The sequence below is a fragment of the Amycolatopsis sp. 3B14 genome (assembly GCF_050958625.1).
In the GTDB taxonomy this organism is placed as follows: domain Bacteria; phylum Actinomycetota; class Actinomycetes; order Mycobacteriales; family Pseudonocardiaceae; genus Amycolatopsis_E; species Amycolatopsis_E thermoflava.
In genome coordinates, this window is sequence record NZ_JBHZEN010000018.1 from 15618 (window position 1) to 27659 (window position 12042).

Genomic DNA, 12042 nt, shown 5'->3' on the forward strand with positions numbered 1-12042 from the left:
TCCCGACCTGCACTGGCTTGACTCCGGGTGTCCCGCTCTTCGCCCGGTTGGAGCGATCATGCGGCACGGTCACGGGACAGTAACGGACCCCGCGAGGTTGCGCAAACACCGGGCGGAATGTCGTGGCGTTCGTCACTCCTCCAGGTGGATGGTTGATTTCCACGGATGTCGCAGTCCGTTCAACCCGCTGTGACGGACGGCAGCCGGAAGACGCGTTCGGCCGTCGCCGACACCGCCGAACAGACCTGTTCCAGCCCCTCCGAACGGAGGTCGGCGAGGAAAGCGACCGTATAAGCGGTGCAGTACGGCTCGTTCGGCCGTCCGCGGAACGGGTGCGGCGTCAGGAACGGCGCGTCGGTCTCGACGAGGAACTGCCCGGACGGCACGAGCCGCGCCGCGGCCTGCAGCGCCCGGGCGTTGCGGAACGTGACCGTGCCGGCGAACGACAGCACGTAACCGGCGTCCACACAGCGGCGCGCGATGTCCTCGTCGCCGGAGAAGCAGTGGAACACCACGGTCTCCGGCGCGCCCTCCTCGTCCAGGATCCGCAGCACGTCCTCATGCGCGTCCCGGTCGTGGATCATCAGCGGCTTGCCGACCCGCTTGGCGAGGTCGATGTGCCAGCGGAACGCCTCCTGCTGGGCGTCCGGCGGCGAGTAGTCCCAGTAGTAGTCCAGACCCGTCTCACCGACGGCGACCACCCGGTCCTGACGCGCCAGACGCTCTATTTCGGACTGTTCCGGCTCGCCGAAGTCCTTGGTGCGCGTGGGGTGGATCGCCACCGCGGCCCACACCCGCTCGTCCCAAGTGGACGCTTCCGCGGCCCAGCGGGCGGCGTCCAGGTCGTCGGCGACGGTCACCATCCTCGTCACCCCGGCCGCCGCGGCGCGGTCGGCCAGCTCGGCCACGTCGGCCGCCGTGACCGCACCGCAGGCGTCCAGGTGCGTGTGCGAGTCGACCACCGGCGCCGGGAGGCGCTCCGGCACCGGTGGCCGTTCCTTCTTGCTCACTGCGCGATCGGAGCCCACTCCGGACCGGTCTCGCCGAGCTTCGGGTCGAGCTTGGCGAACAGCGGCGTCGGCTTGGCCAGCGGGCGGCCGACCTCGATCGGGATCGACTCCCAGCGCGCCTGCTCGGCCGCGTAGTCGCCGGTCAGGATCGGGTTGATCCGGCCGGGGATGTCCAGGTCCTCGACGTCCTGCAGCTCCGGCTGCGCGGCCCACACGCCGGTGCCGCCCAGCGCCTCGTGCACCTTCTGCGCCGAGTGCGGCAAGAACGGGGTGAGCAGCGTGTTCGCGTCCGACACCACCTGCAGCGCGGTGTGCAGCACCGCGTCGCGGCGCTCCGGGTCGTCCTTGAGCTTCCACGGCTCCTGGTCGGACAGGTACCGGTTGGCCGCGGACACGACCCGCATCGCCTCGGTGGCCGCCAGCTTGAACCGCGACCGCTGCAGGTGCCCGCCGACGGTCTCGAACGCCTTGCGGGACAGCGCCTTCAGCTCCTCGTCCGCGGGCGCCGGCTTGACCGGGGCCGGGATCGCGCCGTTGTTCTTGTGCGCCATCGAGATGGAGCGGTTGACCAGGTTGCCCCACTCGTTGGCCAGCTCGAAGTTGGTCCGGCGGACGAACTCGTCCCAGGTGAAGTCGGTGTCCTGGGTCTCCGGGCCGGCCACCGCGATGAAGTAGCGCAGGGTGTCCGGGCCGAACTCGCGCAGGAAGTCATTGACGTAGATGACCGTGCCGCGCGAGGTGGAGAACTTCGACCCGCTCATGGTCAGGAACTCCGACGACACGATCTCGTCCGGCAGGTTCAGCTTGCCGTACGGGCCGACCTGGCCGCCCTTGTCCCCGGCCCCGTTGTGGCCGAGCAGCAGCGCGGGCCAGATCTGGGCGTGGAAGGTGATGTTGTCCTTGCCCATGAAGTAGTAGCCGCGCGCGTCCGGGTTGGTCCAGAACTCCTGCCACGCGTCCGGGTTCCCGCTGCGCCGGGCCCACTCGACGCTGGCCGAGAAGTAGCCGATCACCGCGTCGAACCACACGTAGAACCGCTTGAGCGGCTGGTCGCGCCAGCCGTCCAGCGGGATCTTCACGCCCCAGTCCAGGTCGCGGGTGATCGGGCGGGGCCGCATGTCGTCGAGCAGGTTCTTGGTGAAGTTGACGACGTTGGGCCGCCAGTCGGTCTTCGTCGACAGCCACTTGCCGAGGCTCTCGGTGAACGCCGGCAGGTCGAGGAACAGGTGCTCGGTCTCGACGAACTTCGGCGTCTCACCGTTGATCCGCGACTTCGGGTTGATCAGCTCCGCGGCGTCCAGCTGGTTGCCGCAGTTGTCGCACTGGTCGCCGCGCGCGCCGTCGTAACCGCAGATCGGGCAGGTGCCCTCGATGTAGCGGTCCGGCAGCGTCCGGCCGGTGGACGGGCTGATCGCGCCGGTCGTGGTCTTCGGCACCACGTAGCCGTTGCGGTGCAGCGCGAGGAAGATCTGCTGCGTGACCTCGGCGTGGTTGCCGGTGCTGGTGCGGGTGAACAGGTCGTAGGTCAGCCCGAGGCCCTGCAGGTCCTGGCCGATCTGGCGGGTGTACTTGTCGGCGGTCTGCTGGGAGGTGAGGCCCTCCTTGTCCGCCTGGACCGTGATCGGCGTGCCGTGCTCGTCGGTCCCGGACACCATGAGCACCCGGTTGCCGGCCATTCGCTGGTAGCGCGAGAACACGTCCGACGGGACGCCGAAGCCGGAGACGTGGCCGATGTGACGGGGCCCGTTGGCATAAGGCCAGGCCACCGCCGTCAACACAGGGATGCTCATGCCTGTTTAGCGTACGGATGCCGTCTCGTGCATTGTTACCTGGGAAGGCTTAAGGAGGTCGGGTGTCGCCGACGCGGCTGCTGGTGCTGGGCGTCGTACGCATGTACGGCCGGGCGCACGGCTATCAGGTGCGGCGTGAGCTGCTGACCTGGTCGGCGGACCGCTGGGCGAACGTCCAGCCCGGGTCGATCTACCACGCGCTGAAGAAGATGGCGGCCGAAGGCCTGCTGGAGGCGGTGCCGGACGAGCCGGAGGGACGCGGCCCGGACCGGGTCGCCTACCGGCTGACCGACGACGGCGAGACCGAGTTCCAGGTCCGGCTCGCCCAGATGATCGCGGAGACCGAGGGCGACGGGGCGCAGGACGCGTTCGCCTTCGCCGCCGCGCTGACCTTCCTGCCCGCCCTGTCCCGCGACCGGGCACTGTCCCTCCTGCGGCACCGGCTGACGCGGCTGGAGGGCCAGCTCGCGACCACCCGGAGCGTATTGGACGGCGGCGCCGACTGGGGCCACCCGGACCACGTCGGCGAGCTGTACCGGCTGTGGGGCACGAACGTCGAGGCGACCATCGAGTGGCTGCGGGGCCTGATCAAGCGCCTGCAGGACGGCGAGTACGTCATGGCCGACGACCCGGGGCGCCACTTCGGCGCTCCTCCCGAGATCAAGTAATCAAATTTGACTACGGCGCGATAGTGGGGGCAGAGTGGCCGCCATCACTAGTCAAATTTGACTACTGAATCAAGGGGGATTCTCATGATCAAGGCACGCGGTCTCGCGCGGACGTTCACCGCGCGCGGCCGCAGCGTCGAGGCCGTGAAGGGCGTCGACATCGACGTCGCCGAGGGTGAACTGGTGGGGTTCCTCGGCCCGAACGGCGCAGGCAAGACCACGACGCTGCGAATGCTGACCACGCTGCTGCGCCCGACCGCGGGCGAGGCACAGGTGGCCGGGCGCGACCTGCTCGCCGACCCGGTCGGCGTTCGCAGGCAGATCGGGTACGTCGCACAGGGCGGCGGCGTCACCCCGGAGATGAAGGTGCTCGAGGAGATCGAGCTGCAGGGCCGGCTGTACGGGATGTCGAAGGAGGAGTCGCTGCGGCGGGGCCGGGAGCTGATCGAGCAGCTCGACCTCGTGAGCCTGGACGACCGGCTGACGAAGACGCTGTCCGGTGGCCAGCGGCGGCGGCTGGACATCGCGCTGAGCCTGATCCACGACCCGAAGCTGATCTTCTTCGACGAGCCGACCACCGGGCTGGACCCGCAGAGCCGCGCCAACCTCTGGGAGCACATCCGGCGGCTGCGCGCGGACCACGGCGTGACGCTGTTCCTCACCACGCACTACCTGGACGAGGCCGACTCGCTGTGCGACCGGATCCTGGTGATCGACAACGGCGAGATCGTGGCCGAGGGGTCGCCGGACTCGCTCAAGGCGCGGGTGTCCGGCGACGGCGTGACGATCGGCGTGGCCCCGGAGTTCGTGGACGCCGCGGCCGAGGTCGCCGGGCGCCTGGCGGGCGCGCACGAGGTGACCACCGGTGAAGCCGAGGTGCGGTTCCGCGTGCCGCGCGGGGACACCGCGCTGCCCGAACTGTTGCGGCGCCTGGACGCCGACGGCATCGCGATGACCTCAATGCAGGTGAACCGGCCGACGCTGGACGACGTGTTCCTCACGCTCACCGGCCGGTCGCTGCGCGACGCCGAGCAGTCCCAGCACCACGAGGAGGCCGCCCATGTTGCGTGACACGTGGCTGATCTTCAAGCGGGACTGGACGTTGTCCATGCGCAACCCGGCGTGGGTGATGATCGGCATCATGCAGCCGGTGCTGTACCTGGTGCTGTTCGGGCCGCTGATGGAAAAGGTCGTCAGCAGCACGCCGGGCTTCCCGCCGGGCACCAGCTGGACCATCCTGACACCGGCGCTGATCATCCAGCTGGCGCTGTTCAGCTCGTCGTTCGCCGGGTTCTCGCTGCTGATGGACTACCGCAGCGGCGTCCTGGAACGGCTGCGGGTGACGCCGGCCAGCCGGGTGGGGCTGTTGCTGGGCAAGGTCGTGAACAACGTGATCCAGGCGGTCATCCAGGCCGTGCTGATCACCGTGCTCGCGTATGTCGCCTTTGGACTGGACGCGCCGATCGGCGGGGTGCTGCTGAGCCTGGTGATCGTCGGCCTCGTCGCGGCGACACTGGCTTCGGCGTCCTACGCGGTGGCGCTGACGCTGAAGAGCGAGCAGGCCCTCCCGGCGCTGCTGAACGCCGTGCTGATGCCGGTGCTGCTGCTGTCCGGCATCCTGCTGCCGATCACCAGCATCCTCGCGCCGGACTGGCTCTACGCCATCTCGCGGATCAACCCGTTCACCCACGTCGTCGACGCGGAGCGGGCCACCTTCCGCGGCGACCTCACGATGGACGCGCTGATGACCGGCTCGATCATCCTCGTGGTGATGACGGTCCTGGCGGTGTTCTGGGGCACGCGGACCTTCCAGAAGGAGAACGCCTGACGCCGCGGCCGCAGCACGTCCACGCGCACCAGGTGGTGGTCGGAGGCGTCCTTGAGCCGGACCAGCGGCGAGTCCGGCGCAGGCCAGAACACCGCGCCGCCGGCGGGGACCAGGCCGCGTGAGGGCAGCACGTAGTCCACGCGCAGGTTGCCGGGCGCGCTGTCGCTGAAGTCCGCCGTGTCGAAGTACGGGTCCGTCTCGTGGGTCGGGTTCGCGCCACCCTATGCCTGGGCCGCGAGACGGCCACCCGTGCTGCCCGGCCAGGTGTCCCGCACGCGCGGCGCGCCGAGCAGATGGTCGATCGCGCCCGGCACGCTGTCGCCGTCGTTCGGGTCGGAGTTGTTGTCGTCGGCGACGACGAACTCCTCGCCCGGCTTCAGCCCGCCGCGGCGGGCGGCGTCGTCGTAGAGGTAGCCGCCCCTTGCCGGGCGTCACGTAGTCGGCCCACAGGCGGATCTCGTCGTGGTTGAGGGTGCCGTTGCGGTCCTCCGCGCCGTCGAACGTGGGCGGCGTCGGGTGGGAGACCAGGAAGTGCACGGTCGCCCCGTCGCGGTTGATGTCGAAGCCCGTCGGCACGCCGGTGTTCGACGGCGCCAGGAACGCGTACGGGTAGTCGATCGGCGCGGCGCCGTTCTGGCCGGTGACCAGCTGGCCCGCGGTGCTCCGTTGAGCGAGGCGTCGTATGCACCGGTGATTTCGCCGATGCCCGGGCGACCGCGGCCGCCCCACACTGGCCCTCCCCACACCTCGGAGGTGACCAGTGCGCACAGCCGTTCTCGCGACACTACTGGCGGTGTTCACCGCGCTCCTGCCCGCCACGGCGGCGGCCGCGAACCCGACGATCACCACACCACCCGCGGGAAGCCACGGGTTCCCGTTCCTCGCCGCGGCCGAGGACCTCGGCTCGTTCGGCTACACCGAGAGCGAGTTCTTTATCTCGGGCACCGCCACCGCGTACGCCAAGTCGGGGCTGTGGACCTCGTCCGGCCGGTGGGACGTCCGGCCGACCACCCAGGCCGAGTACCGGACGCGGCTGCTGGTCCGTCGGCCGAGCGACCCGGCGCGCTTCAACGGCACGGTCGTCGTGGAGTGGCTCAACGTCAGCGCCCAGCTGGAACTGTCGCCCGACTACTGGTTCATGCGGGACGAGCTGCTCCGCCAGGGCTACGCGTGGGTCGGCGTATCGGCGCAGTCCGTCGGCGTCAACGGCGGGCTCGGCGACATCGCGGGCCTGCGCGGCTGGGACCCGGCGCGCTACGGCAGCCTCGTGCACCCCGGCGACGCCTACGCCTATGACATCTTCTCCCAGGCGGGACAGGCGTTGCGCACGCCGAACGGGCCGGACCCGCTGGGCGGCCTGGAGATCCGGACGCTGCTCGCCGACGGGGAATCGCAGTCGGCCGGGTTCATGACCACCTACGCCAACGCCGTCCAGCCGGTCGCGCGCGTCTACGACGGCCTGATGATCCACAGCAACAGCGCGGTCGCGGCCCCGATCAGCGGCAGGCTCGTCGACGTGCTGACGATGCCGAACCCGAGCCGCATCCGGACCGACACCGCGGTTCCGGTGTTCGTGGTGCTCACCGAGACCGACGTGCCGGGCGCGGCGGTGGCACGGCAGCCGGACACCGACCGCGTCGTGCACTGGGAGCTGGCCGGCACCGCCCACGGCGACCAGAGGGCCTTCGACCTCGGCGGCCCGACGGTGCAGAAGTCCGCCGGATCGGCCGCACCGGAACCGGGTTGCGCCGCCGGGTCCGCGCCCTACAACGACGGGCCCGGCCACTACTCGATGAACGCCGCGCTGCGGGCGCTGACCACGTGGGCGCAGGGCGGACCGCGCCCGGCGAGCGGCGCGCTGCTCGACGCCGACCGCCGCGACCCGGCCACCGGCCTGGCCACCGGCGGCATCCGGCTGCCCGACGTCGCGGTGCCGACGCGCACGCTGAGCGGCGAGCGGGACACCACGGACAGCGGCGTCTTCTGCGGCCTCTACGGCGCGCGGGACCCGTGGAACGGCGACGCGGACCCGTGGGACCAGCACGACGACGGCGACCCGTCCGACCCGTCGTTCCCGCCCACGGCGGAGCCGGTGCTGAGCCGCCTGTACCCGACCAACGCGGACTACGTGGCCAAGGTGCAGGCGGCCGCCCAGTCCTCGGTCACGGCGGGCCACCTGCTGCCCGAGGACGCGGCCACGATCGTCGAAACCGCCCGGAATTCCGGCATCGGGGGTTAGCAGACCCGGCCGCCGGTCCGCGGGCCGGCGGCCGGGTTCCTCCGGCCGCCGCCTCCACTGTGGACTCCCCGACGGTGACCGTGCCGTCACCCCGTGCCGTCACGCCCGGCACTTGCTGTGGGTCACACCCTTTTCGGGTGGTGCGTCGATACGGCAACCGGGGCTTTTCGCGCTTATGGTGACTACGCAGTGTCCTGGCGAACGCATTTGCGCGGAATGAAGGCGGCGGTTTGACGGAGGGCAGCACGGAGCGCGGGATCAACCTCGCGCTGCACGCGACCGTGGCGGACTGGGACGCGGTCCGGTCCGGCGCGGTCTCGTTCGCCTCCATCACCGTCACCGAGAACACGAACTGGCTCGACCGCGGCGCCGGGAAACAGATCGAAGCGGCGCAGCGGGCCGGCATCCGCACCGGCATCCGCCACTACGCGCGCCCCGGCGCGCCCCACGACCAGGCCGAGCTGTGCGTGCGCGCGGGGCGCGGGCTCGGGGTGTTCGGGCCGGGTTCGCTCGCGCCGACGCTCGAAGTCGAGGCGGAGGGTGTCGACGACCGGTTCGTGAAGGCGTGGATCAAGACCGTGCGGCAGTCCGCGGGCATCGAGCGGGTCGTGATCTACGCCGACTACGGGCTCTGGTTGCGCCGGTTGCACCCGCAGAAGTGGGCCGACCGCGAAGTCGTGCTGTGGGTGGCGCGGCACAACGACATCCCGGGCCGCCCCGGCTGGTTCCACCCGCGCCTCGCGCTGCACGAGCACAGCTCGGTGCCGCCGATGCCCGGCGTGTCCGGCCCCATCGGCATGGACGCCCTGGTCTACCCGTTCACGCTGGCCGACCTACTGCTCTAGCCCGCTCCGCATCAGGAACACGTTGTACGGGCCCCACTGCGACATGAGGTAGTAGACGTCCGGGCCGTCCAGCGCCCACGGGTGCAGGTAACCGCCGTAGAGGCCGGGGTACTGGTGCCCGGGCACGGCGACCTGGCCGGGTGACCACGGACCGGTGAGCCGGTCGGCGGAGCGCAGCCGGATCGCGCCGCCCGGGTCGTCCAGGTGCATCGCCAGCCACTGTCCGAGGTGGACGTCGTAGGCGACGGACAGCTCCCCGACCGGGCCCGGGATGACCGGCGCGGCGGCGAACTCGTCCCGCGTCCAGCCGCGGCCGTCGAAGTACTCGTAGGACGACGCGTCCAGTAGGTGCGGGATCGCCGTGCGGGCCAGGTAGGCGTCGCCGTGCCGCCCGTTGGTCGTGCCGAAGAGGTAAACGTGGTCGCCCTCGCGGGCCAGCGCACACATCTGGAACGGGTCGTCCCGCTCGGCGCGGTTGATCCAGCGCGCGCTCCACGGCTTGGCCCAGGTGACCCCGCCGTCGTCGGAGACGGCGAGGCCGGAGTAGTTGGTGGTCCACTTCCCCGGCGGGCCCCACTGCCGCACGGACATGTAGTGCACGACCTGGAGCCCGTCGACCGCCAGGCCCGAGTTCGGGATGACGGTCACCTCGTCCCGGCGCTCGTCCCGCGCGATGACCTGGGCTGCGGTGCCGTCCGGCCGCGTGACGACGCCGTCGAGCGTGAGACCGGCGGCCAGGTCCCTGCTGGTCGAGTAGGCGAGGACGTTGCTGCGCCAGTCGGCGCTGTTCGGGCCGCCGCCGTCGCCGCCCCAGCCCTCGCCGAAGGTGTCGCCGAACAACACGAAGACCCGCCCGTCACCGCCGTCCCACAGGATGCCGAGATCCGTGCCGTGGATGGCGAACCGGTCGGTCCGGTTGATCGAATCGGCGCCCGTCACCTTGCAGATCTGCTCCGTCTCGACCACACGCATGCGTCCGACGGTAGGTCACAATGTCCCCGTGCGGGCGACACGAACGAGGCTGAGCCGGGGAAGAACACCGGATGAGGTGCTGCTCCTCCTCGACGAGCGCGCCCGCAACCGGGGGATCGGCACGGCGGCCGGCCTGTGCGGCGAGTGGTTCGGCTCCCAGGCCGTGCTGGCGCCCGAGGTCCAGCTCCGCCCGGTCACCGACCCGTTCGAGGTGCCGGACCGGCAACCGCGGGTCGAGGCTCCGGAGGGGGTCGTCGGCGGTGGCTGGTTCGGATATCTCTCCTACGACCTGACCGACCCGTCCGGCCGCCGCACGGCGCTGCCCGAGGCGGTGTGGGGCTGGGCCGACCACGTCCTGCGGCTGGACGCGGACGGCTGGTGGTGGTTCGAATCGCTCGGGGGCCCGGACCTGGCGGCGGAGTTCGCGGACCTGCTGAGCCGGGCGGCGCCGTCCCCGGCCTGGCAGGCGGGGCCGTTGCACCGTCCGCTGCCCGCCGAACACGGCGACGCGGTGAAGGCGTGCGTGCACGCCATCGAGGCCGGGGAGCTGTTCCAGGCCAACATCTGCACACGCTTCGAAGGCACGTTCGAGGGCTCGCCCGCCGCGTTGTTCGCGCAGGGAGTGCGCGGGTTGCAGCCGCGCCGGGCCGCGTTCCTCACCGGCGAGTGGGGCAGTGTCGTGTCGTTGTCGCCCGAGCTGTTCCTCGCCCGCCACGGCGACCAGGTCCGTTCGACGCCGATCAAGGGCACGCTGCCCCGGCGCAGCCCGGCGGACGACGTGCTGGCGCGACGGCTGCGCGAGTCGGTCAAGGACGTGGCCGAGAACGTGATGATCACCGACCTGGTGCGCAACGACCTCGGCCGGGTGTGCGCGGTGGGCAGCGTGCGGGTGCCCGAGCTGCTGCGGGTGCGGCCGGCGCCCGGCGTGTGGCACCTGGAGTCGACCGTGGCGGGGCGGGTGGTCACGTCGGACGCGGAGTTGCTGGCCGCGACCTTCCCGCCCGGCTCGGTGACGGGCGCGCCGAAGATCCGGGCGCTGGAGCTGATCGCGGAGCTGGAGCCGCGGCCGCGCGGGGTCTACACGGGCGCGGTCGGTCTGGCGTCGCCGGTGGCCGGGCTGGAGCTGAACGTCGCGATCCGCACGTTCGAGGTGCACGGGGATTCGATCGCGCTCGGGGTCGGCGGCGGCATCACCGCGGATTCGGACGCGGAGGCAGAATGGCAGGAATGCCTGCACAAAGCCGCCCCGCTGGAAGCGCTGCTCACCTGATCCGCCTCGGCACCGCAGCCGACCTCGACGCCGCGGCGGCGACCCTGGGCGCGGCCTTCGCGGACTACCCGTTCACGCGGCACACCGTCGCGGCGGCGGACCACGTCGCACGGGTGACTGAGCTGCAACGGCTGTTCCTGGAACACGTCGGGCTGCCGCGTGGGCGGGTCTGGGTGAGCGACGACGTGGCGGCGGTGGCGGTGTGGACGACGCCCACCGCAAGCGAGCCCGACCTGGACGCACTGGCCCCGCGGCTCCGCGAGCTGGCCGGTGACCGGGCGGCGGCAGCGGCGGCCGCGGAGGAGGCGATGGTCCCGCACCGGCCGACCGGGCCCGCGTGGTTCCTCGCCACGGTCGGTGTGGCACCCGGCCGTCAGGGCGAGGGCCTCGGCCGGGCGGTCCTCGCGCCCGGGTTGCGCGCCGCCGCCGCGGAAGGGCACCCGGCCTACCTGGAGACCTCGCTGGAGTCGAATGTGGGCTTCTACCAGGGGCTGGGCTTCCAGGTGACCGCGCAGGTCGCCCTTCCCGACGGCGGTCCGACCACCTGGGCGATGCGGAAGGACCCCGCCTGACGCACCCGCTCAGGCGCGCCGCGCCGCCAGCACCGCGTCGTACAGCTCCTTCTTCGACACCCCGGTCGCCTCGGCGACCTCGGCCGCCGCGGACTTGAGCCGCTCGCCTGCCGCCACGCGGGCCGACACCTCCGCCACCAGGTCCGTCACCGACACCGCCCGTGGCCGGGCGCCCTCCAGCACCACCGTGATCTCGCCGCGCACGCCGTCCGCCGCCCAGGCCGCCAGCTCGGGCAGCGTCCCGCGCCGCACCTCCTCGTACGTCTTCGTCAGCTCCCGGCACACCGCCGCCCGCCGCTCGTCACCCAGGGCGGCGGCCGCTTCGGTCAGCGTCGCGGCCAGCCGGTGCGGCGACTCGAAGAACACGACCGTCCGCGGTTCGGCCGCCAGCTCGCGGAACCAGCGCCCCTTCTCACCCGGCTTGCGCGGCGCGAAGCCCTCGAAGCAGAACCGGTCGCTGGGCAGCCCGGACAGCGCCAGCGCGGTCGTCACCGCCGACGGACCGGGCAGGCACGTGACCGGCAGGTCCTCCTCGACGCACGCGGCGACCAGGCGGTACCCCGGATCGGACACGCTGGGCATGCCGGCGTCGGTGACCAGCACGACCGTCTCCCCGGCCCGCAGCGCCTCCAGCAGCTTCGGCAGCCGGGACGTCTCGACGTCCTCGTAGAAGCTGACCACCCGCCCGCGCGGCGTCACGTCCAGCGCGGTGGCCAGCGACCGCAGCCGCCGGGTGTCCTCGGCGGCGATCACGTCCGCCTCGGCCAGTGCGGTGACCAGGCGCGGCGAAGCGTCGCGGGAGTCACCGAGGGGGGTCGCGGCGAGGACGAGTGGCATGGCCTTCACCC

Annotated in this window: 11 protein-coding genes and 1 pseudogene; 7 read left to right on the forward strand and 5 right to left on the reverse strand. The window is 71.7% G+C overall.

Annotated elements, in window-relative coordinates; translation table 11 throughout:
• Positions 1–179 precede the first annotated feature (179 nt).
• Together ACCP09_RS09860 and metG are read right to left on the reverse strand one after the other, a co-directional pair.
• Positions 180–1010 carry a TatD family hydrolase gene (locus tag ACCP09_RS09860; RefSeq protein WP_433745167.1) on the reverse strand — a complete coding sequence of 277 codons (831 nt, stop codon included), beginning with the start codon at positions 1008–1010 and terminating at the stop codon, positions 180–182.
• Positions 1007–2800 (reverse strand): methionine--tRNA ligase, encoded by a 1794-nt coding sequence (metG, locus tag ACCP09_RS09865; RefSeq protein ID WP_123684839.1) that lies wholly within the window; start codon positions 2798–2800, stop codon positions 1007–1009. The genes ACCP09_RS09860 and metG overlap by 4 nt, the downstream gene beginning before the upstream one ends.
• Positions 2801–2862: 62 nt before the next feature.
• Between metG and ACCP09_RS09870 the strand changes: the two genes are divergently transcribed.
• The 3 genes from ACCP09_RS09870 to ACCP09_RS09880 all read left to right on the forward strand — a co-directional run bounded on the left by ACCP09_RS09870 (position 2863) and on the right by ACCP09_RS09880 (position 5296).
• Positions 2863–3468 carry a PadR family transcriptional regulator gene (locus ACCP09_RS09870; RefSeq protein ID WP_027933993.1) on the forward strand — a complete coding sequence of 202 codons (606 nt, stop codon included), beginning with the start codon at positions 2863–2865 and terminating at the stop codon, positions 3466–3468.
• Positions 3469–3552: 84 nt separating this feature from the next.
• Positions 3553–4539: an ATP-binding cassette domain-containing protein gene (locus tag ACCP09_RS09875; RefSeq protein ID WP_123684838.1), complete on the forward strand. Its 987-nt coding sequence runs from the start codon at positions 3553–3555 to the stop codon at positions 4537–4539.
• On the forward strand, positions 4529–5296 hold the full coding sequence (locus ACCP09_RS09880; protein WP_433745171.1) for an ABC transporter permease: 768 nt from the start codon (positions 4529–4531) through the stop codon (positions 5294–5296). Before ACCP09_RS09875 ends, ACCP09_RS09880 begins: the two co-directional genes overlap by 11 nt.
• A 5-nt stretch (positions 5297–5301) precedes the next feature.
• On the opposite strand, the pseudogene ACCP09_RS09885 reads toward ACCP09_RS09880, so the two are convergent.
• A pseudogene (locus tag ACCP09_RS09885) lies at positions 5302–6145 on the reverse strand (endonuclease/exonuclease/phosphatase family protein); the annotation flags it as partial.
• Between ACCP09_RS09885 and ACCP09_RS09890 the strand changes: the two are divergent.
• Together ACCP09_RS09890 and ACCP09_RS09895 are read left to right on the forward strand one after the other, a co-directional pair.
• Positions 6057–7535, forward strand: coding sequence for an alpha/beta hydrolase domain-containing protein (locus ACCP09_RS09890; RefSeq protein WP_433745174.1), 1479 nt, complete (start codon positions 6057–6059; stop codon positions 7533–7535). The pseudogene ACCP09_RS09885 and the gene ACCP09_RS09890 overlap by 89 nt on opposite strands.
• Positions 7536–7765: 230 nt before the next feature.
• Entirely contained in the window at positions 7766–8380 is a 615-nt protein-coding gene (locus ACCP09_RS09895) for a glycoside hydrolase family 25 protein (RefSeq protein ID WP_027933990.1), read from the forward strand.
• On the opposite strand, the gene ACCP09_RS09900 is transcribed toward ACCP09_RS09895, so the two are convergent.
• Positions 8369–9352, reverse strand: a complete 984-nt coding sequence (locus ACCP09_RS09900; RefSeq protein WP_433745177.1) for a DUF4185 domain-containing protein — start codon at positions 9350–9352, stop codon at positions 8369–8371. The genes ACCP09_RS09895 and ACCP09_RS09900 overlap by 12 nt on opposite strands.
• Before the next feature lie 28 nt (positions 9353–9380).
• On the opposite strand from ACCP09_RS09900, the gene ACCP09_RS09905 reads away from it, so the two are divergent.
• The gene (locus ACCP09_RS09905; protein ID WP_433745180.1) at positions 9381–10622 is read left to right on the forward strand and encodes an aminodeoxychorismate synthase component I; all 1242 of its coding nucleotides are present in this window, start codon (positions 9381–9383) and stop codon (positions 10620–10622) included.
• Positions 10580–11194, forward strand: coding sequence for a GNAT family N-acetyltransferase (locus ACCP09_RS09910; RefSeq protein ID WP_433745183.1), 615 nt, complete (start codon positions 10580–10582; stop codon positions 11192–11194). Before ACCP09_RS09905 ends, ACCP09_RS09910 begins: the two co-directional genes overlap by 43 nt.
• A 9-nt stretch (positions 11195–11203) precedes the next feature.
• On the opposite strand, the gene rsmI is transcribed toward ACCP09_RS09910, so the two are convergent.
• On the reverse strand, positions 11204–12031 hold the full coding sequence (rsmI, locus tag ACCP09_RS09915; protein WP_037322906.1) for a 16S rRNA (cytidine(1402)-2'-O)-methyltransferase: 828 nt from the start codon (positions 12029–12031) through the stop codon (positions 11204–11206).
• Positions 12032–12042: the final 11 nt, after the last annotated feature.

Coding starts and splice junctions, on each gene's coding strand:
- metG (WP_123684839.1), bottom strand. CDS start 2,800: ATGAGCATCCCTGTGTTGACGGCGGTGGCCTGGCCTTATGCCAACGGG.
- ACCP09_RS09875 (WP_123684838.1), top strand. CDS start 3,553: ATGATCAAGGCACGCGGTCTCGCGCGGACGTTCACCGCGCGCGGCCGC.
- ACCP09_RS09880 (WP_433745171.1), top strand. CDS start 4,529: ATGTTGCGTGACACGTGGCTGATCTTCAAGCGGGACTGGACGTTGTCC.
- ACCP09_RS09900 (WP_433745177.1), bottom strand. CDS start 9,352: ATGCGTGTGGTCGAGACGGAGCAGATCTGCAAGGTGACGGGCGCCGAT.
- ACCP09_RS09910 (WP_433745183.1), top strand. CDS start 10,580: ATGCCTGCACAAAGCCGCCCCGCTGGAAGCGCTGCTCACCTGATCCGC.
- rsmI (WP_037322906.1), bottom strand. CDS start 12,031: ATGCCACTCGTCCTCGCCGCGACCCCCCTCGGTGACTCCCGCGACGCT.